21 protein-coding genes and 1 tRNA gene are annotated in these 17,656 nt (G+C 66.0%); 8 read left to right on the top strand and 14 right to left on the bottom strand.

Annotation, left to right across the window (positions count from 1 at the left end):
• Positions 1–65: 65 nt before the first annotated feature.
• The gene (locus CR919_RS14145; protein ID WP_099820544.1) at positions 66–947 is read left to right on the top strand and encodes an RNA polymerase sigma-70 factor; all 882 of its coding nucleotides are present in this window, start codon (positions 66–68) and stop codon (positions 945–947) included.
• Positions 948–1,248: 301 nt separating this feature from the next.
• Here CR919_RS14145 and CR919_RS14140 read toward each other — a convergent pair whose 3' ends face one another.
• The 7 genes from CR919_RS14140 to CR919_RS14110 form a co-directional block, all read right to left on the bottom strand.
• On the bottom strand, positions 1,249–2,202 hold the full coding sequence (locus tag CR919_RS14140; RefSeq protein WP_099820543.1) for an alpha/beta hydrolase: 954 nt from the start codon (positions 2,200–2,202) through the stop codon (positions 1,249–1,251).
• A gap of 91 nt (positions 2,203–2,293) precedes the next feature.
• The gene (locus CR919_RS14135) at positions 2,294–3,214 is read right to left on the bottom strand and encodes an MBL fold metallo-hydrolase (RefSeq protein ID WP_099820542.1); all 921 of its coding nucleotides are present in this window, start codon (positions 3,212–3,214) and stop codon (positions 2,294–2,296) included.
• Between the two features lie 314 nt (positions 3,215–3,528).
• A complete protein-coding gene (locus CR919_RS14130; RefSeq protein WP_099820541.1) occupies positions 3,529–4,593 on the bottom strand; it encodes a prolyl oligopeptidase family serine peptidase in 1,065 nt (354 codons plus the stop codon).
• Positions 4,594–4,669: 76 nt separating this feature from the next.
• Entirely contained in the window at positions 4,670–4,969 is a 300-nt protein-coding gene (locus CR919_RS14125; RefSeq protein ID WP_099820540.1) for a hypothetical protein, read from the bottom strand.
• Positions 4,957–5,172, bottom strand: a complete 216-nt coding sequence (locus CR919_RS14120) for a hypothetical protein (RefSeq protein ID WP_099820635.1) — start codon at positions 5,170–5,172, stop codon at positions 4,957–4,959. Before CR919_RS14120 ends, CR919_RS14125 begins: the two co-directional genes overlap by 13 nt.
• Before the next feature lie 43 nt (positions 5,173–5,215).
• Positions 5,216–5,473, bottom strand: coding sequence for a hypothetical protein (locus tag CR919_RS14115; protein WP_243380183.1), 258 nt, complete (start codon positions 5,471–5,473; stop codon positions 5,216–5,218).
• A gap of 97 nt (positions 5,474–5,570) precedes the next feature.
• Positions 5,571–5,798, bottom strand: coding sequence for a hypothetical protein (locus CR919_RS14110; RefSeq protein ID WP_133119616.1), 228 nt, complete (start codon positions 5,796–5,798; stop codon positions 5,571–5,573).
• Positions 5,799–5,965: 167 nt separating this feature from the next.
• Between CR919_RS14110 and CR919_RS14105 the strand changes: the two genes are divergently transcribed.
• On the top strand, positions 5,966–6,268 hold the full coding sequence (locus CR919_RS14105; RefSeq protein ID WP_089237115.1) for a hypothetical protein: 303 nt from the start codon (positions 5,966–5,968) through the stop codon (positions 6,266–6,268).
• Positions 6,269–6,285: 17 nt separating this feature from the next.
• On the opposite strand, the gene CR919_RS14100 is transcribed toward CR919_RS14105, so the two are convergent.
• The gene (locus tag CR919_RS14100) at positions 6,286–6,720 is read right to left on the bottom strand and encodes a hypothetical protein (protein WP_243380180.1); all 435 of its coding nucleotides are present in this window, start codon (positions 6,718–6,720) and stop codon (positions 6,286–6,288) included.
• A gap of 81 nt (positions 6,721–6,801) precedes the next feature.
• Here CR919_RS14100 and CR919_RS14095 point away from each other — a divergent pair, with 81 nt between their 5' ends.
• Positions 6,802–7,443 carry a glutathione S-transferase family protein gene (locus CR919_RS14095; RefSeq protein WP_099820633.1) on the top strand — a complete coding sequence of 214 codons (642 nt, stop codon included), beginning with the start codon at positions 6,802–6,804 and terminating at the stop codon, positions 7,441–7,443.
• Between the two features lie 170 nt (positions 7,444–7,613).
• Complete coding sequence (locus CR919_RS14090; protein WP_099820537.1) at positions 7,614–7,934, top strand: hypothetical protein; 321 nt, start codon at positions 7,614–7,616, stop codon at positions 7,932–7,934.
• A gap of 18 nt (positions 7,935–7,952) precedes the next feature.
• Here CR919_RS14090 and CR919_RS14085 read toward each other — a convergent pair whose 3' ends face one another.
• The 6 genes from CR919_RS14085 to dtd all read right to left on the bottom strand — a co-directional run bounded on the left by CR919_RS14085 (position 7,953) and on the right by dtd (position 13,325).
• Positions 7,953–8,621 (bottom strand): hypothetical protein, encoded by a 669-nt coding sequence (locus tag CR919_RS14085; protein ID WP_099820536.1) that lies wholly within the window; start codon positions 8,619–8,621, stop codon positions 7,953–7,955.
• Between the two features lie 37 nt (positions 8,622–8,658).
• Positions 8,659–9,738 (bottom strand): hypothetical protein, encoded by a 1,080-nt coding sequence (locus CR919_RS14080; protein ID WP_133119615.1) that lies wholly within the window; start codon positions 9,736–9,738, stop codon positions 8,659–8,661.
• A 496-nt stretch (positions 9,739–10,234) separates the two neighbouring features.
• Positions 10,235–10,310: transfer RNA gene (locus CR919_RS14075), tRNA-Ile, on the bottom strand.
• Positions 10,311–10,354: 44 nt separating this feature from the next.
• The gene (locus CR919_RS14070) at positions 10,355–10,666 is read right to left on the bottom strand and encodes a hypothetical protein (protein ID WP_099820632.1); all 312 of its coding nucleotides are present in this window, start codon (positions 10,664–10,666) and stop codon (positions 10,355–10,357) included.
• A 277-nt stretch (positions 10,667–10,943) separates the two neighbouring features.
• Positions 10,944–12,794: an RNA polymerase sigma factor RpoD gene (gene rpoD / locus CR919_RS14065; RefSeq protein WP_099820534.1), complete on the bottom strand. Its 1,851-nt coding sequence runs from the start codon at positions 12,792–12,794 to the stop codon at positions 10,944–10,946.
• Positions 12,795–12,884: 90 nt separating this feature from the next.
• Positions 12,885–13,325: a D-aminoacyl-tRNA deacylase gene (dtd, locus tag CR919_RS14060; protein ID WP_099820533.1), complete on the bottom strand. Its 441-nt coding sequence runs from the start codon at positions 13,323–13,325 to the stop codon at positions 12,885–12,887.
• A 61-nt stretch (positions 13,326–13,386) separates the two neighbouring features.
• Here dtd and CR919_RS14055 point away from each other — a divergent pair, with 61 nt between their 5' ends.
• The 4 genes from CR919_RS14055 (at position 13,387) to CR919_RS14040 (ending at position 17,643) form a co-directional block, all read left to right on the top strand.
• The gene (locus CR919_RS14055) at positions 13,387–14,307 is read left to right on the top strand and encodes a lauroyl acyltransferase (RefSeq protein WP_099820532.1); all 921 of its coding nucleotides are present in this window, start codon (positions 13,387–13,389) and stop codon (positions 14,305–14,307) included.
• A 75-nt stretch (positions 14,308–14,382) separates the two neighbouring features.
• Positions 14,383–15,516: a GTP cyclohydrolase II RibA gene (gene ribA / locus CR919_RS14050; RefSeq protein ID WP_099820531.1), complete on the top strand. Its 1,134-nt coding sequence runs from the start codon at positions 14,383–14,385 to the stop codon at positions 15,514–15,516.
• Positions 15,517–15,628: 112 nt separating this feature from the next.
• Positions 15,629–16,105 (top strand): PH domain-containing protein, encoded by a 477-nt coding sequence (locus CR919_RS14045; protein WP_099820631.1) that lies wholly within the window; start codon positions 15,629–15,631, stop codon positions 16,103–16,105.
• Entirely contained in the window at positions 16,102–17,643 is a 1,542-nt protein-coding gene (locus tag CR919_RS14040; protein ID WP_099820530.1) for a PH domain-containing protein, read from the top strand. The genes CR919_RS14045 and CR919_RS14040 overlap by 4 nt, the downstream gene beginning before the upstream one ends.
• The last annotated feature ends 13 nt before the right edge of the window (positions 17,644–17,656 follow it).

The following is a 17,656-nucleotide window of genomic DNA, read 5'->3' as shown; positions in this document are numbered from 1 at the left end:
AACACCAGCCACCTTCACAGGTCTGCCGATGTCACAATCGGCGGACCTGTCCCGTCTCTGCTGGCATGGACGACCCCACTGCACTGTTCACCCGCCTACGTCCGCGCCTGTTCGGCGTGGCCTACCGCATGCTCGGCTCCTCGCACGAGGCCGAGGACGTGGTGCAGGACGTGTGGCTGCGCTGGCACGGCGCCAACCAGCAGGACATCGAGAACGCCGAAGCCTGGCTGGTGGCCACCACCACCCGCCGCGCCATCGATGGCCTGCGCCTGGCGCGGCGCACGCGCGAGCACTATGTCGGCATGTGGCTGCCCGAGCCGCTGCTCACCGAAGACACCGGCACACCCGAGTACATGCTGGAGACGGCCAGCGACCTGTCGGTGGCCTTCCTCAATGTGCTGGAGCGGCTGGCGCCGGACGCACGTGCCGCGTTCCTGCTGCACGATGTGTTCGACCAGGATTACGACGTGGTGGCACGCACGCTGGACAAGACCGAAGCCGCCTGCCGGCAGATCGTGCACCGCGCACGCCTGCAGCTGCGGCAGGAGCGACCGCGCTACAACGTGCCGCAGGACGTGCACCAGAAACTGATGCGGCGTTTCGCCGAGGCCATCGCCAATGGCGACTTCAGGACGATGAAAACCCTGATGGCCGAATCGGCAGTGCTGATCGGCGATGGCGGCGGCATCGTCACCAGCTTCCCGAAACCGATGGTCGGCGGTGCACGCATCGCGCAGCTGCTGTATGCCCCGCACCTGCGTCGCAAGGACCAGCTGCGGATGGTGCCGAGCGTGATCAATGGACGACTGGGGTTGCTGCGTTACTTCGATGGCGTGCTGGAATCGGCCATGGCCTTCGATACCAACGGCGAGCAGATCGTGCAGATCCTGGTGCAGCGCAATCCGAACAAGCTGCAGAGCCTGAAACAACCAGCCTCGATCCAGTAGATCCACGCCATGCGTGGATGCTGTTGGCTTCACGCAAAGCACAGCCACGCATGGCGTGGCTCTACTGGTGGGCTCTCCACCCTGCATGGATCCAGTAGATCCACGCCATGCGTGGATGCGGTTGGCTTCCTGCACAGCACAGCCACGCATGGCGTGGCTCTACTGGCGGGCTCTCCACCCTGCATGGATCCAGTAGATCCACGCCATGCGTGGATGCGGTTGGCTTCCTGCACAGCACAGCCACGCATGGCGTGGCCGTACCGCCCTTCTCGCGCCGCCTGCCTGAGGGCTGCGCCTGCCGCTACTTCTGCTGCAGGAACGCCAGCAGGTCCTGGTTGACCTTGTCCTTGTGGGTCTCGGTCAGGCCATGCGGCGCACCCGGGTAGACGATCAGCCTGGCACCTTTGATCAGCTTGGCCGACATCCGTCCAGCCACGTCGATCGGCACGATCTGATCGTCGTCGCCGTGGATGACCAGGGTGGGCACATCGAACTTCTTCAGGTCGCCGCGGAAGTCGGTCGCCGAGAACGCCGCGATCGAGTCGTAGGTGTTCTTCTGGCCACCCAGCATGCCCTGCGCCCACCATGCATCGACCATCGCCTGGTTGACCTTTGCACCCGGCCGGTTGAATCCATAGAACGGGCCGGACGGAATGTCCTTGTACAGCTGCGAACGGTTCTCCCGCTGTGCCTTGCGGATGCCATCGAACACTTCGATCGGCACGCCGCCGGGATTGTCTGCGGTCTTCAGCATGAACGGCGGCACCGAACTGATCAGCACGGCCTTCTTCACACGGCCTGTTCCATGGCGGCCGATGTAACGCGCCACTTCGCCACCGCCGGTGGAGAAACCCACCAGCGTGACGTCCTTCAGATCCAGCGTGTTGATCACCGTGGCCAGATCATCGGCATAGTGATCCATGTCATTGCCGTCCCACGGCTGGCTGGAACGACCGTGGCCGCGGCGGTCGTGGGCGACCACGCGATAACCGTGGTCGGCCAGGAACATCATCTGCGATTCCCAGCTGTCCGAATCGAGTGGCCAGCCATGGCTGAAGGTCACCACCGGCCCGTTCTTCGGGCCCCAGTCCTTGTAGTACAGCTGCACGCCATCGGCGGTGGTGATGATGCTGGCGGTGCGCGCGACAGCACTGGGGGCGGACGGGTGTGCCGGCTCGGCGGCCTGGGCCGACAGGCCCGCCTGCATCGACAGGGCCAGGACAGTTGTGGCGAGCGTGCGGGTAACGATTTTCATGGTGGACCTCCAGCGGATGGGTGGGTTTCGACAGGGGCTACTGTGCGCCCCTGGCCGGGACCATTGGTTACGTGAAGTCCAGAAAACTTGATCAGAAATCCCAGAACACCGGCACCCAGCGGAACGCCTCGTCCTCGCGGGACACGCGGCCCACCGACGGGAACGGCAGGTGCGTGGCCACCAGCATCTCGCCGGTCCCGGCCAGCGCGTCCAGCAGCTCGATGCGCACGCGCGCCGCTTCTTCCGGGTCGTGCTCGAAGCCGTTGTGCCAGTTCGGTTGATCGAAACCGACCGCGAACACCGCATCACCCGCAAAGGTCAGCGCCTGGCCACCCGAGGCAACGCGTACTACGCAGTGGCCCGGCGTGTGGCCACCGGTGCGGCGCGCGACCACACCCGGTGCGATCTCCTGCTCGTCCTCGAAGGTATGCACGAAGCTGCCGTACTCGGCCCAGAAATGCGTGGCGGTCGACCGCAGCGCGTCCGGGAACCCTTGCGGCATGTTGGTGCGGGTGAAGTCGGGCGATTTCCAGAACGCCACTTCCGATGCCGCGACGTGGATCTTCAGGTCCGGCCGCAGCTGCGCCTTCACCCCGTCCACCAGCAGGCCGCCGATGTGATCCATGTGCATGTGGGTGATCACCACATCGGTGATCTCGCGCAGGTCGATGCCAGCGGCGCCGAGGCGACGGATCAACTGCCCAGCGCGCGGCAGCTGCAGGTCCGGGTCCATGCCCAGGCCGGCGTCGATCAGGATGGTGCGCTCACCGCTGTGCACCACCATCACGTTCAACGCCCAGTCGAACGCATCCTGCGGCAGGTACATCTCGTCGAACCATTCAGCACGCTCGGATGCCTGCACGTTGTGGCCGAGCATCTGCGTCGGCAACGGCAGCACGCCGTCGCTGACCACGAGCACGTCGATGTCACCGACTTTCAGCGCATAGCGCGAGGGAACAAGCTCGTCGAGCGCGGGCGCGACAGGAGTAGTGGTGTTTTCCAGGCTGAACATGAGGCGATCTCCACGAAGGTTGGCTGGCGGGCAAACAGGCAGGGCTGGCTGGCATTTCCGGGGCAAGCCTTCGCACGGCGCAGGGCATGGCGTTGCCGGGCAGCAATGCCCAGCAGCACAGCGCTACCTGGTTCGATTGAAGGCAAGATCCACGAGCTGTCGTGGACCCGGAGCACGGCAAGGGCCGTGTGGGATCAGCGTAGGCAACGCAGGGAGCGGGCAGTAGGCCCGCAGGCGGGCTCGCAGCGTTGCCTTTTGGGAAGCAGTGGGCGGCGCGGTTCCCCACCTGTCGACTGCCGCACGGTGAGCTGTGCTCAGCCGTCCTTGCCCATCAACCAGCGAATGGCCTGTGGGAACGAGGTCTTCCAGTCGTCCGGATAGAAGTGACCACCCTGATGGGTACGCGACCTGAGCTCGTTGCCATCACTGAAAAGGGCGCGGAAATCCGCACTCATCTTCTGGTTGGCCGGCCCTTCCTGTTCGCCATTGATGACGAACACCCGCTTGCCGTGTGCGCTGCTCTGCGTAGGCACCGGCTGGCGCCAACCGCCCGGCGACACCAGCAATGCACCGGCGTAGTCATCGGGGTGCTGCGCCAGCAATGCACCGGCATGCTGCGAGCCTTGCGAGAAGCCCATCAGATAGACCTGCCTGCGGTCGATGCACTGGCGTGTGGCCAGCTGCTCCAACCCCTTCTGCACCACCTTGTGCGTGCCCTCATACGGGCCGGTCCAGCTGAAGCTGTCGAACGACTCGCGCATCTCCGTGCCGTTGATGCCCAGCAGCACCACACCGGCATCGGCCAGCGGCTGCTTGCTGCTGTCCAGGTGGCCGTTGATGCCGTAGCCGTGCAGCCACACCAGCACCGGCGCACAGGCCGGCATCGCAACACCCCTGGAAGGTTGCAGCACCGAGATGGCACCCACCTTGCCCGCCGACACCTTCGTGTAGCGCGCCTGCGTGTTGGCCAGCACCTGCTTGAAGAACGGCGTTGCGCGCAGGTGCTCGAAGTCATCGTTGTCGGCCAGCGCGGGCGCGAACCACATGCCACGCTCATCGGCTTCACGCAGATAGCGCTCGGCCAGCGCATCGTCACCGCGGCGAGCGAACAATGCCGCTGCGTGGTACGGCGCCTGCGCCAACCTGGGGTCTTCGCGGGTTGCGGCCAGATAGAGCGCCAGCGACTGCAGCAGCGTGGCGTCGTCTTCCTCGGCCTTCTCCATCAGTTCCTGCGCATCATCGGCGTTGATCAGGGCATTCAGCACCGGGCTGATCGACTTGAACGCGATGGTCGACGCGCTGTCCTGTTCGTCGGCGCGTGCACTCGTCGTGCAGACAGCCAGCGCCAGGAGAACAGCAAGAGCAGACAGCTTGGGCATGGAAATCTTCCGTGATTGCGGCGACGCGCGGGGCGCGCAGTCTAGCAACCTCGGGGCCGACCAGATCAGCGTGCACTCAACCGTAGGCAGGATGGCTGCCGGTAAGCACGCCCATCGAGAACGCGTAGCCCGCTTCTTCCAGCAACAGCCGCATGCGCAGTTCCGCGCGGCGTGGAACGCACAGCCCGCTGGGTGCGTACAGCGCATAGACGAAGCCGGCGCCTTCCACGTGTTCACGCCGGACCGAGCAGTTGTTGGTCTCGGCGGCATCGGACCACACGGCCCGCAGCTTCTCCGGACCGATGGACTGGCCGTTGCGCAGGCGGAACGTCAGCCAGCGCACGCCCAGCGGCGGATGGTAGGTCAGCTTAGCCATTGCGCACCTTCAATACGGCGGCGGAGATGGTCCAGGACGCCCGGCTGCAGATCGGGATGCTCGTTGCGCGTGGACGCCGGCAGATCGATGCGGACAGCGCCGTTGACCAGCGCGGGGGGATCGGTGTGCAGGTCAATCCACCATCCATCGGGAAGGCGAAGCCCGTGTCCGTCCCTATCATAGAGGTTGATCTGAAAAGACATGACGCTCGCTCCCATTGGAATTCGAGCATACGCCTGCGCAATGTCACTCCAGACTGCGACCCGTCGACGCGCTCTCCTCAACGCGCTTGACGCAGACGAAGACGAACGCCTCGTCCTGCTGCACCTTCAGGAAGGAATCCAGCCATCGTGCAGCAGCGCCGCGATTGCCGATCACGCCACCGAGTTCCTCGGTAAGGCAGCGCGCGCACTCCATCCCACCCGGACTGGGCGCCTGGCAGGCGCGGCAGCGCGCCATCGTCGTCGTTCTTGCTGGACGGCACTGGTACATGATCTTCGTCATCAGGCTTACCGCACGGGCATGTGATGGCATCAGCGCGCTTCCCGAACGTTGCACAGAGGAACGCCGCGCAACGCGCGGCCTCTTCTTCGCTTACTACTCAGCGACGGGCGTCGCGGCCCGGTTCGCTCTTCTGTTCCTGCCCGGACTTCTGCTGGGCACCTGGCTTTGCATCCTGCTGGACCTGCTGTTCCTGCTGGCGCTGCTTGCCGTCCTGCTTCTGGTCACCGCCCAGTTCGTTGCCATCGGTCTGCCCCTGCTGGGCAGCCTGCCTGGTATCGGTCGAGGCATTGTTGCGGTCGGACTGGCCTTGCGTGTTGTTGTTCATGTCTTGCTCCACCGCAGCGATCTGCTGCAACGCCACTGTGTGCGTCGGCCGGTTACGCAGCTGCATCGGATCGCGCCAATAATGAACAGCCGCCATGAACAGCCGTTGATGCACACGGGGTACTGACACGCCGAGGTGTACGTTGGCGTTCCAACAGGAGAAGTCTCATGGAACGCATCACCAACAAGGACTTCGTTGACGTCGAGCGCGAGCTGCAGCACTGGCAGGCCGCGTTCCAGACCGGCGATCTGCCCGCCATCAACTTCCGCCACGAGGTCGCACCGGTCATCCGCCTGGCGTGCGACATCTACGTCCGCAACCCACACGGCACGCGCACGGCGTGGCTCACCGATCTGCAATCACGGCTCGCATTGCGCACCAGCCTGCGTGGCCACCCGGGCTCGGCGGAAATGGCGATGGGCTGCTGGGCCCGACTGTCCGGGCCGGCATTGGTCCCGCAGGCAGGCTGAAGCGTCCTGCGCGAAGCTCACTCCTCGCCTGCGTGCAGGTTGCCTTCCTGCATCAGCTGATCGTTCAAGCGGTTCACCAGCGCAATCACAGCATCGGCCAGGGCACGCGCATCGGCGATGGAGCCATGGAAAGCGATGCGGGTGCCCTCCACCCTCACTGCCGCCAATGAAAGCTGCGACGCCAGCGTCGCGCATTGCTGCAGGAAGCGGTCAGTCCACTGTTCATCGGGCGCCTGATCCAGAAGCGCTGTGATCGCTTCATCGGCAGCGGCATCGACCTGCTGGTGAAGCCGCGGCACGTCGAACCCAACGATCCGCGGCAGTCTGGACGTGCTCACGTACTTCCCCAAGGGTGTGCAGAAGGGCAGTATCGCGTCACCACGCATCCCACGCGAACCGCGCCATGTGAACCGTTCATCCTGCCGGCCATGGCCTGCGTGCCCGGAGATCACCTGTGTCGATTCCAGGGTCCCTCGCACGTCGGTGGAAAGAAGGCCGGCCAACCAGCTCGGCTATCGCCGATGGACATCCCGATGACCCCGATCCTGACCGCATTCAAGCACTCCCCGGACCGTGGCCAGGGCCTGGCCCGCGACATGCGCGTGCGCTGGGCGCTGGAAGAACTGGGCGTGGCGTACGACGTCCATCTGCTCTCCTTCGGGGAGATGAAGCAGCCGGCGCACCTGGCACGGCATCCCTTCGGGCAGATTCCCACCTACGAAGATGGCGAACTTGTGTTGTTTGAATCAGGCGCGATCGTCCTGCACCTGGCCGAACAGCACCCCGGGTTGCTGCCCGCCGATGCGAGCGCGCGCATGCGTGCGATCACCTGGATGTTCGCCGCACTGAACACCGTCGAGCCGCCGATCGTCGAACGCTCCATGGCGTGGGTGCTGGAACGTGAGCAGCCATGGTATGCGCAGCGGCTGGTGATGCTGGACGAGCGCGTGCGCAGGCGCCTGGGTGAGCTGTCCGCGCGACTGGGCGATGCACCGTGGCTGGACGGAGACTTCAGCGCTGGCGACCTGTTGATGGTGTCGGTACTGCTGCGGCTGCACAGCAGCGGCATGGTCGATGAGTATCCCGCGTTGGCCGCCTACATCGCCCGCGCAACGCAGCGGCCCGCCTACCAGCGCGCGTTCGCCGCGCAGCTGGCGGCGTTCCAGAACCCGTAGCTCCACGCCGCTCCCAGTAGCTCCACGCCATGCGTGGAGAACGCCATCTGCCCACTGCAACCATTCCCCGGCGAATGGTGAACACCCCGTAAAACCGACGTCGCGCGTGCTGACACGTGCGCTGCACCATCACCTACGCTCGGGCTCCGCCCCCCGCCCGGAACCGGATCATGCCTTTGATTGCCATCGCGCTTGCCTCAGCACTGTCCGCCCTGCCTGACATCGGCTGGGAGCGCGAGCGGGCCGAAGATGCCCACCAGCTCATGCTGTGCCAGATCCACCGTGACCAGCTGGCCGATCGTGGGGAAGAGTCGCAGACCTACCAGCAGGCCAAGGCCGTCTGTGATCTGCTCGCCCGCGAGTACAAGCAGAACTGGGATTTCGACGCCCACGATGCGCTGGCTGCGGAGGCAGTGGACTTCTTCGACCTCCTGCAGCGCGGTGAGGCCACTGCCGTGCCACCGGGCAAGGCCGATCACGTTCTCGAGTGATCGCCGCCCTGTTGAAGATCAGAGGATGACGGCAGCAAACAGGCCGACAACCCCTGCCGTCGTCAGCAGGAACGAGAGCACTACCGAGCCAAGCGCACGCAGCGCCGATCCGCCATTCAAGGCTACGAAGGCCCGCGTGCGGGTCCACAGGTACCACACCACCGCCAGCGCGCCGATGGCGGGTGCGGTGAACGGGCCGGCCTGCATCGGCGAAGCGGCTGCCGCCTGCGCCAGTGCGAGTGCCACCACGAAGGGGCATGCGATGAACGCCTGGATGGAGAAAGGCTCGCGCAGCGTCTCGCGGTTCACGGGCAGCCGCTGGCGCCGAAGCGTGCCAAGCGCCGCGCCAAGTGCGTACACGCAGAACACGGCAGAGCGGGTGAGCAGTAACCCCTGCTCGCTGCTGAAAAGCAGCTGCCCTACCGGCGTACTGAGCCTGGGCGAAGACATGCGCAGTGCCATCTCCAGCGCATGGGCGATGGCCACCGACAGGATCAGCATCAGCACCGGGCTGATCGCATCGGAAAACCTGTGTTCCAGATCCTTGCCCAGCTCGCGGCGGGTGTAGAGCGCGACCTCGCCGGGGTGAATCAGTACCCGCCAGAACATCCGCGGATAGAACACCAGCCAGCCGACCAGCTCGTAGAGGAATTCTTCCAGCGATCGCAGCAGTCGTATGAGGTCCATGACCGCCGTGGATAGCGTGCGGGGCGTGAAGCGGGGATCACGGGGGGGATTCGCAGACGGAAGCCGCCGCCTCCAGCAGCGGCCCCACGGCAAGTGCTGGTGCCGGGCGTTCGGCGGGGAATGCAGCCGCGATTGCCTTGGCTGCGCGATCAGCGTGCGGCTGGGCATACCATGACGAATCGCTGGACAGTACTTTCCCACGCACTTCCCGTTCGAACCGGTACTGGCCCCAGTAGATGGCCAACGGTTCTTCCAGTGCGTTCAGCGGATTGGGCAGGGCCAGCGCACTCGGGCACAGCCGCGCGAACGCCGCCGCCAGCGCCTCCCGGTTGGCTGCAGGCTGCCCAGCCGACAGGAAGTGCGCGTACTCATGCAGCACGATCGGCGCCCAGTCATCCTGCACGTGCTGATCCGAGAACAGCACAATGGAGCCACCGCGCAGCTTGGCCTGGGTGCGGTTCGAATACGGCCACCACACGAATCGCACATGAAAGGTGGGGGCGGCCTCCACACCGTAGAAGGTGCGCAGGCGCGCGGCAAATGCGGCGGCCATCGGCGCCGCCAGTTCCTGGGTCAACGTCTCCTGTTGCTGGCTGAAGCGCGCCGTCCCGGTCAGCAGCGCGCGTGCGCGGGGCGCAAAGCGTGCATAGAAACGCCTCAGCAGTTCCCGGTCACCAGCCGCCTGTGCGGCGATGGCGGCCTCGGTGGCGGCAGAGAATGATGCCGCGTTCTGGAAGTAGCCCGTGTATGGGTCGCCAATGCGTGTATCGCTGCCGGCAAACAGGCTGTCTGCCAGAGGCCGCTTACCCTCGTCATTACGGGCCATCGGGGAAGTGCGTTGACGAAACCGTGCGTAAGTCTCGAGCGCAGCACGATCCTTCGCGTCCAACCCGAACCTGCGCTCCCAGTCCTGCTGGTAGATCGCGTTGGTATAGCCCGGCAGCCAATCGGGCAGGTTGTCCAACAGATTGAACAGATCAAAAGCTTCGTCGTAGCCCACCGTTACCAATGGAGGCGCATGCGGCGTCGAGCCTCCCGACCCGGCGCGTGCCCACTGGGGCGCCAGCAGAAGAATGGCGATGCACACGAAATGCACTGCCTGGGATCTGAATGACATCCGACATGCTCCTGGATGATCGGGTGGCCCGATTCGAGCATGGCGCCGAAGGTTCCACAACGTGACCATCGGCAGGGGCTGACAGGGCTCCGGCCTCGGCACTGCTCGTGGCCGATGCCGGCGCTGGCACGCCCCTCCCCCTCTTCACAACCCCGGGCAGATTGCCGCCGCGTATTCCATTGAAATGAAAACGTGCGAAACGAAGGAGATCCCGCTTTCCCGTCTCGACGAGCCCAGGCTCCAACGACACGAGGCTCCAAACAGGAGATGCGCTGATCGAGCCGCGGAGAACGAATCAGATTGTGCATTTCCAAGGTGAGGATCCATCGGAAGAAGGCCGCGCTGGCTCAGCTCCGAAGTGCAGCAGGGGGACGAGACGAATGGCAGCTCCCAACAGCGGCATGGGCACCATCACGAATGTAGGCACCAGGTAGGCACCAAACGAAAAAGGCACCGCAGAGCGGTGCCTTTTGATGGCCTAAGCCATTGAATGCAATGGTGGGCCCACCAGGATTCGAACCTGGAACCAAAGGATTATGAGTCCTCTGCTCTAACCGTTGAGCTATAGGCCCTGCGCAGCGTCACAGTGTAGTGGAGCACGGCCGGAGTCGGCTACTCAGCCGGCAGCAGCAACCACTTCGCCAACACGCTGCAGCCGTCTCTCCGCCATCCCCGCCAATCGCTCCATCTCCTGCAGATGCGCCTGGAACAGCGCCACCGCCTTCATGGCACCTTCCAGCCCCGTGCGGTTGCCACCGGCAAACCCCGCAACCAACTGCTCTCCTGACTGCGTCAGCAGCGCCAGCGTGGCCCGTCGGGCGAAGCCCAGCCGGTCTTCCCGTTCGTCCTGCATGACGTCCTCCCACGTCATCAACGGCGGGAAATCCAGGGCAGCGACAACAGGCACATCATGTTCAACAGCCTTCATGGCCAAGCTCCAATGCTCAACAGGGTTGATGCCGCAGATGCACGCAGTGCACGTGTCCCTGCAGCGCGTCTGCATCGGTGCCGGTGATCCCAGCCCGCCCACGAGGTGTGTTGAGCACCTGCGACGCCAGAGTGCGTTTGTCGCCCCGGAACGTCAAAGGGCGGATGCGTCACCGCCAACGGAAGCCTGCAGCAGATCCCCCAAAGAAAAACCCCGCCGAAGCGGGGTTTCTCTCGACAGAAGCCGTTGCCGAGCATGGCTCGGCACTACCTGGAGATCAATCGATATCCAGGAAGCTGCGCAGCTGCTCCGAGCGGCTCGGGTGACGCAGCTTGCGCAGGGCCTTCGCTTCGATCTGGCGGATGCGCTCGCGGGTCACGTCGAACTGCTTGCCGACTTCCTCGAGGGTGTGGTCGGTGTTCATGTCGATGCCGAAGCGCATGCGCAGCACCTTGGCTTCCCTCGGGGTGAGGCCGGCCAGCACGTCGCGCACGGTTTCAGACAGATTGATGTTGGTGGTGTTCTCGATCGGGGACTCCACGTTGGTGTCCTCGATGAAGTCGCCCAGATGGGAATCCTCGTCGTCGCCGATCGGGGTTTCCATCGAGATCGGCTCCTTGGCGATCTTCATCACCTTGCGGATCTTGTCTTCCGGCATGTCCATTTCCTTGGCCAGCTCCTCCGGCGTAGCCTCGCGGCCGTACTGCTGGAGCATCTGGCGGGAAATGCGGTTCAACTTGTTGATCGTTTCGATCATGTGCACCGGAATACGGATGGTGCGCGCCTGGTCGGCGATCGAACGGGTGATGGCCTGGCGGATCCACCAGGTCGCATACGTGGAGAACTTGTAGCCGCGACGGTACTCGAACTTGTCCACGGCCTTCATCAGGCCGATGTTGCCTTCCTGGATCAGGTCGAGGAACTGCAGGCCGCGGTTGGTGTACTTCTTGGCGATGGAGATCACCAGGCGCAGGTTGGCCTCGACCATTTCCTTCTTGGCCTTGCGCGCCTTGGCTTCGCCGTAGGCCATGGCACGGCTGAGTTCCTTCAGCTCGTCCAGGTCCAGCAGGGTGACCTTCTCGATATCGATGGTGGCCTGCTGCTCGGACACGATCTGGTCCTTCACTTCACGCAGCGCCGAAGACCACTTCTGCTTGCGCTTCAGTGCGTCTTCCACCCATTCCAGGTTGGTCTGGTTGCCTTCCCAGGAACGGATGAAGTCCTTGCGCGGCATGCGGGCAGTGACGGTGGCCAGGTTCAGCACGCGGCGCTCGTGGGCCTTGATGCTGCCCATGGTGTCGCGCAGCTGCTTGGTCAGCACGTCGGTCAGCGGCAGCGGCAGCTTCAGGGTGACGAACACCGCCGACATCTCCTCGCGGAGCTTCAGCAGGTTCTTCTTGTCGCCCTTGGCAACAGCCTTCTTGAAGGCGTTGAGGGCATCGCCCAGCGCCTGCATGCGCGCGGCGACTTCCTCCGGATCCGGACCGGTCGGTGCGGCTTCTTCATCGCCGCCGTCGACGTCGTCTTCTTCCTCGTCGGCGTCCGCGTCGGCATCGTCCGCGTCATCGGCCACGGCAGCGGCGGGAGCCGGCACGTCGTCGGTCAGGTCGTTGAAGCCGACGATCACTTCGGCAAGGCGCTTGCGGCCTTCCTTGTGCGCTTCGTAATCGGTCAGCAGCGATTCGACCGACACCGGGAACTGGCCGAGTGCGGCCTGGACCTGGGACAGGCCTTCTTCGATGCGCTTTGCAATGGCGATTTCGCCTTCGCGGGTCAGCAGCTCGACGGTACCCATTTCGCGCATGTACATGCGCACCGGGTCGGTGGTACGGCCACCTTCGGTGTCGAGCGCGCTCAGCGCGGCGGCCGCTTCTTCGGCTGCGGTGTCGTCGACCTCACGGTTGCCCGTGTTGCCGTCGTTGAGAAGCAGGGTTTCCACATCCGGAGCAACTTCATGGACATCAATGCCCATGCCGTTGATCATGCCGATGATGTCTTCGATCTGTTCCGGGTCGACCATGTCGTCCGGCAGATGGTCATTGACTTCGGCATAGGTCAGGTAGCCCTGTTCCAGGCCCTTGCTGATCAGTTGCTTGATTTCGGATTGGGCAGGACGTTCGTTGGCCATGTAGTGCTCGCGCCACCGGCTAGGGGGAAATAGGGAACGTAGCATTATACCAGCCCGGGGCCCGGCCTGCCGGACGGTGGTCCCGGTGGCCTAGGGCCTGAGGAGGAAGGTCACGGGACCGTCATTGACCAGGCTGACGACCATATGGGCACCGAAGCGGCCCGTTTCCACCCCCGGCGCGTGATTTTCACGACAAATGTCGACAAATCGATTGAACCCGCGTTCAGCCTCCTCCGGCGGTGCCGCGCTGGTAAAGCTCGGCCGCATGCCGGAACGGGTGTCCGCGGCCAGGGTGAACTGGCTGACCAGCAGCAGGCCGCCGCCGGTATCACGCAGCGAGCGGTTCATTTTGCCGGCCTCATCTGCAAACACACGGTAGCCGAGCACGCGTTCGGCCATCCGCTGCAGCTGGGCCTCGGTATCGCCCGGCTCCATGCCGACCAGGGCCAGCAGACCGGGGCCGATCTGCCCTACCGCTTCCCCTTCCACATGCACGGCGGCCTGGCTGACACGTTGAATCAGGACGAGCATCGGCAGGCTTCCAGGCAAGGGGCCGGCCACGATAGCAGCGCCCTTGGCTAAACTGGGGGAGATGAATCCACACCGCAAAGCCCGGCTGGTCTACCGCGCCACCACCCTGTTCGCCCGCCTGCCCTGGCCGCTGCTGCGCGGATTCGCGCGCGCCCTGGCCTGGACGTGGGTGCGCCTCGATGCCCGCGAAAGCCGCGTCACCCGCCGCAACCTGGAGCTGGCCTACCCGGAACTGGACGCGCCGGCACGCGACCGCCTGCAGCGCGACCTGCTGCGCTCCACTGCCCTGCAGGCCATCGAGACCCTGCGCCTGTGGAGCCGGAAGCCCGAAGACAACCTGCGCCTGCACCTGAAGGAGCGCCACGGCCAGGCGCTATACGACGCGGCCTTGGCCAGCGGCAAGGGCGTGATCGTGGCGGCCCCGCACTACGGCAACTGGGAGCTGCTGAACCAGTGGCTGGCCTCGCGCGGGCAGATCGCCATCGTCTACAAGCCGCCGGAGGACGAGGCCAGTGATGCCTTCCTGCAGATCGTGCGCGGCGGCCACAACGTGCAGCAGGTGCGTGCCGAGGGCCCGGCCGTGCGCCAGTTGTTCAAGGTACTCAAGGACGGCGGCGCCACCGGCATCCTGCCCGACCAGCAGCCCAAGGCCGGCGACGGGGTGTTCGTGCCGTTCTTCGGCGTGCAGGCGCTGACCATGACCCTGGTCAACCGGCTGGCCGAGCGCACCGGCGCGACGGTGCTGTACGGCTGGTGCGAGCGCATCGGCCCGGACATGGAATTCGCCCTGCACATCGAGCCGACCGATCCGGCCGTGGCCGACCCGGACCCGCAGGTCGCCGCCACCGCGCTCAACGCAGGCATCGAACGCATCGCCCGCCGCGACCCGGCGCAGTACCAGTGGACCTACAAGCGCTATACGCTGCGGCCACCGGGCAGCGGCGAGGAAGACCCGTACGCGACCGACGAGCATCCGCACTGAGAGCCGCTGCACCCGGCCTGCGACACACCGCCGCAGCACGTTGAATACGACGCTGGCGCCCCCATAGAGACACCGATGTCCGCCTCCCCCGGTCCTGCCATGTCTGCTTCCTCCCTGTTCGGTGATCCGGCAGCGATCCGCTGCGAGCGCGCGGTCGCCGAACTGCGCGCCGGTCGTCCGGTCCTGCTTCACGATGGCCAGGGCCAGCGCCTGGCGGTGATCGCGCTGGACAGCGCTACTGCCAGCAGCTTTGCCGCCTTCGCCAGCGCCGCGCGCGAGTGCCATTACCTGTACCTGACCGCCACCCGCGCCCGCGTGCTCGGCGTGGAGGCACCCGAGGGTGCACGCCTGCCATTGGCTGGCATTGCGTTCGATGCCCTGCCCTCGCTGGGCTACCTGCGCGAACCCGGGCCGATGCCCGCGGCCTGGAGCGCAGGCGATGCGTTCGATGCCGGCGCGGTGGAACTGGCCCGGTTGGGCCTGCTGCTGCCGGCGATGGTGGCCGTGCGCCTTGAGGCGGCCGACAACACCTTTGATGGCGCCGCCGACGTCGGCCTGTGCGACCTGGCCGAAGGCGCTGCGCATGCCGCACATGATTACGAACTGGTGGCGCGTTCTCCGGTGCCGCTGCGCGATGTCGGCATGACCACGTTCGCGGTGTTCCGCGGCGGCGTCGCCCAGCGCGACCAGGTGGCGATCATCGTCGGCGAACCGGACCTGTCCGCCGTGGTGCCGGTGCGCGTGCATTCGTCCTGCCTCACCGGCGACCTGTTCGGTTCGCTCAAGTGCGACTGCGGCGACCAGCTGCGCCGTGGCCTGCGCAAGCTGAAGGAACTGGGTGGCGGCGTGCTGCTGTACCTGGACCAGGAAGGCCGCGGTACCGGCATCGCCGCGAAAATGCGCGCCTACGGCTATCAGCATGACGGGCTGGATACCATCGACGCCGATGCGCAGCTGGGCTTCGGCGCCGACGAGCGCCGCTATGGCAGCGCGGTGGCGATGCTGCGCGGGCTGGGTGTGTCCCGTGTTGCCCTGCTCAGCAACAACCCGACCAAGGCGCAGCGTCTTCGCAACGCCGGCATCGAAGTGCTGGACTGCATTCCGGTGACCGGCGAGATCACCGCCGAGAACGAGCACTACCTGCGCACCAAGGCCGACCGTGCCGGCCACCTGCTGGACGTCGACGCGCTGATCCAGGCCGCCCAGTAACGCGGGCGACCTGCTAACGTCTGCGCGGTGCGGCCATCACCGCGCCTGCCCGCCCTGCTGCCCGACGGACGCCCGCGTGACCGAACTTCCCTTGCCTGTTGCCGCCGCCGAAATGCCCCTCGACCACTGGCACCCCCTGCCGCGGCGCGCTGCCCGGTTGGCGGCGCTGGAGGGCGCCTTCGGCGGCCTGTTCATCCCCGGCGCACCGCTGGCGGCACTCTGGTGGTTCTTCGATCTTCCCGGCGGCCTGTGGGCGGCGTCTCTGGGCCTGCTGGCCGGCATCGCCTTCGGCGGCTGGATCGGCCATCGCCGCCTGACCCGCACCCGCTGGCGGCTGGATGCACAGGGCCTGGGCCTGCGCCGCGACCTGATGTGGCAGCTGGAGACCCGCATTCCCATTTCGCGCGTGCAGCACCTGGACCTGCGTCGGGGACCGCTGGAGCGGCGCGCAGGCTTGGCCACGCTGATCGTGCACACCGCCGGCACCCGCCTGAGCGCAGTCACCGTCAACGGCCTGGACGAAGCCGATGCCGAGCGCCTGCGTGACACCCTGGCCCATCAGCTCGACCAGGACGCCGACGCCCTGTGAGCCTGCCGCCGCCCCTGCCGCCGTCGCTGCCCAGTGGTGGCGAAGAGCATCGCCTGCACCCGTGGTCGTGGCTGTTCGTGCTGTTGATGCAGCTGCGCCACTATTTCCTGCCGCTGATCGCATTGCTGGTGTTCGGCCAACGCGGTGACCGCGATCCGATGTGGGCACAGTTGATCCCGTTGACCGCCATCGCCGCACTGGTGCTGGTCTCGGTACTGCAGTACCTCAGTTACCGCTATCGCATCGGCAACGATGCGATCACCGTGCGCAGCGGCCTGCTGGCGCGCAACCGGCGTGAGATTCCCTTCGCCCGCATCCACAACGTGGAAGTGCGGCAGAACCCGTTGCATCGGTTGTTCGGGGTTGCCGAGCTGCGCCTGGAGTCGGCCGGCGGCGTGCGCCCGGAAGCGGAGATGCGCGTGCTGCGGCTGGACCAGGCGTTGGCCCTGGAACAGCTGGTGCGCCAGCGTGGACAGGCGCCCCAGCCGACGCCGGGCGACGCGCCGGCTGCCAGTGTCGTGCCGTCCGACGACGAGCAGGTCCTGCTGCGCCTGTCGAGCTGGGATGTGCTGCGCATGGGCCTGCTGTCCAACCGTGGCTGGGCACTGGCGATCGCCGCCTTCGGTGTTCTGTTCCAGACCGTACCGCGCCCGGTGATGGACGACGCCATCCAGCGTGGCGGGCGCGAGGCCTTCGGCTACGCCAGTCATCTGCACACCGGGGTAACCGGTGGGCTGGTGCTGCTGGCCGCGGTATTGCTGCTGGGCTGGCTGCTGCTGCGGGTGTTGTCGGTGGTGCTGACGCTGCTGCGTTACCACGGCTTCACCCTCAGCGAGCGCGAGCGGCGCCTGACTGTCTCCACCGGCCTGCTCAGCCGCACCCGCAGCAGCGTCGCACGCCGCCGCATCCAGGCCTGGACGCTGGGCGAGAGCACCCTGCAGCGCTGGTTCGGGCTGCGCCAGCTGCGCATCGACAGCGCCGCCGGTGGCACCGCGCGCGATGACGATCGCGCGCTGCGCGAACTGGCACCGCTGGCAGGCGCCAGCGCCTGCGACGGGCTGGTGCGCCACCTGCTGCCGCAGCTGCAATGGCCGCCGCAGCAGTGGCAGCCGATACCGCAACGTGGATGGTGGCGACTGTCGTTGTCCACGTTGCTGACAGTGCCGTTGCTGACCGCCGCGCTGTACTGGCGCTGGGGCCTGCCGGCGCTGGCACTGCTGGCCTGGCTGCCGGTCAGCCTGTTGATCGCGCACCGGCAGATGGCACGGATGGGCTGGCACCTGGACGGCCAGTTTGTGGCGGTGCGCGGCGGCTGGTGGAAGCGCTGGTGGCGCTGGGCCGAGCTGGACAAGGTGCAGGGCCTGCGCCTGCAGCGCTCACCGCTGGACAAGCTGCTGGGCACGGCCAGCCTGCAGCTGGACACCGCCGGTGCGCACGGCGATGTGGCACTGGCGCTGCGCTACCTGCCGCGAGCGCGTGCACAGGCGTTGATGGAAGAACTGGCGACGGCGCTGGCGCGGCGGAAGCTGCGCTGGTAAGCGGCCGAGCGTT

The sequence above is a fragment of the Stenotrophomonas sp. LMG 10879 genome (genome assembly GCF_002750935.1).
Classification (GTDB): domain Bacteria; phylum Pseudomonadota; class Gammaproteobacteria; order Xanthomonadales; family Xanthomonadaceae; genus Stenotrophomonas; species Stenotrophomonas lactitubi_B.
Note: the sequence above shows the minus strand (reverse complement) of the source record. Positions and strands in the feature narration are given on the sequence as shown.

What these genes read in the sequence shown, in the direction of transcription:
- CR919_RS14145 (WP_099820544.1), top strand. Translation starts at nt 66, where the DNA reads ATGGACGACCCCACTGCACTGTTCACCCGCCTACGTCCGCGCCTGTTC.
- CR919_RS14140 (WP_099820543.1), bottom strand. Translation starts at nt 2,202, where the DNA reads ATGAAAATCGTTACCCGCACGCTCGCCACAACTGTCCTGGCCCTGTCG.
- CR919_RS14135 (WP_099820542.1), bottom strand. Translation starts at nt 3,214, where the DNA reads ATGTTCAGCCTGGAAAACACCACTACTCCTGTCGCGCCCGCGCTCGAC.
- CR919_RS14130 (WP_099820541.1), bottom strand. Translation starts at nt 4,593, where the DNA reads ATGCCCAAGCTGTCTGCTCTTGCTGTTCTCCTGGCGCTGGCTGTCTGC.
- CR919_RS14125 (WP_099820540.1), bottom strand. Translation starts at nt 4,969, where the DNA reads ATGGCTAAGCTGACCTACCATCCGCCGCTGGGCGTGCGCTGGCTGACG.
- CR919_RS14120 (WP_099820635.1), bottom strand. Translation starts at nt 5,172, where the DNA reads ATGTCTTTTCAGATCAACCTCTATGATAGGGACGGACACGGGCTTCGC.
- CR919_RS14115 (WP_243380183.1), bottom strand. Translation starts at nt 5,473, where the DNA reads ATGACGAAGATCATGTACCAGTGCCGTCCAGCAAGAACGACGACGATG.
- CR919_RS14110 (WP_133119616.1), bottom strand. Translation starts at nt 5,798, where the DNA reads ATGAACAACAACACGCAAGGCCAGTCCGACCGCAACAATGCCTCGACC.
- CR919_RS14105 (WP_089237115.1), top strand. Translation starts at nt 5,966, where the DNA reads ATGGAACGCATCACCAACAAGGACTTCGTTGACGTCGAGCGCGAGCTG.
- CR919_RS14095 (WP_099820633.1), top strand. Translation starts at nt 6,802, where the DNA reads ATGACCCCGATCCTGACCGCATTCAAGCACTCCCCGGACCGTGGCCAG.
- CR919_RS14090 (WP_099820537.1), top strand. Translation starts at nt 7,614, where the DNA reads ATGCCTTTGATTGCCATCGCGCTTGCCTCAGCACTGTCCGCCCTGCCT.
- CR919_RS14085 (WP_099820536.1), bottom strand. Translation starts at nt 8,621, where the DNA reads ATGGACCTCATACGACTGCTGCGATCGCTGGAAGAATTCCTCTACGAG.
- CR919_RS14080 (WP_133119615.1), bottom strand. Translation starts at nt 9,738, where the DNA reads ATGTCATTCAGATCCCAGGCAGTGCATTTCGTGTGCATCGCCATTCTT.
- CR919_RS14070 (WP_099820632.1), bottom strand. Translation starts at nt 10,666, where the DNA reads ATGAAGGCTGTTGAACATGATGTGCCTGTTGTCGCTGCCCTGGATTTC.
- rpoD (WP_099820534.1), bottom strand. Translation starts at nt 12,794, where the DNA reads ATGGCCAACGAACGTCCTGCCCAATCCGAAATCAAGCAACTGATCAGC.
- dtd (WP_099820533.1), bottom strand. Translation starts at nt 13,325, where the DNA reads ATGCTCGTCCTGATTCAACGTGTCAGCCAGGCCGCCGTGCATGTGGAA.
- CR919_RS14055 (WP_099820532.1), top strand. Translation starts at nt 13,387, where the DNA reads ATGAATCCACACCGCAAAGCCCGGCTGGTCTACCGCGCCACCACCCTG.
- ribA (WP_099820531.1), top strand. Translation starts at nt 14,383, where the DNA reads ATGTCCGCCTCCCCCGGTCCTGCCATGTCTGCTTCCTCCCTGTTCGGT.
- CR919_RS14045 (WP_099820631.1), top strand. Translation starts at nt 15,629, where the DNA reads ATGCCCCTCGACCACTGGCACCCCCTGCCGCGGCGCGCTGCCCGGTTG.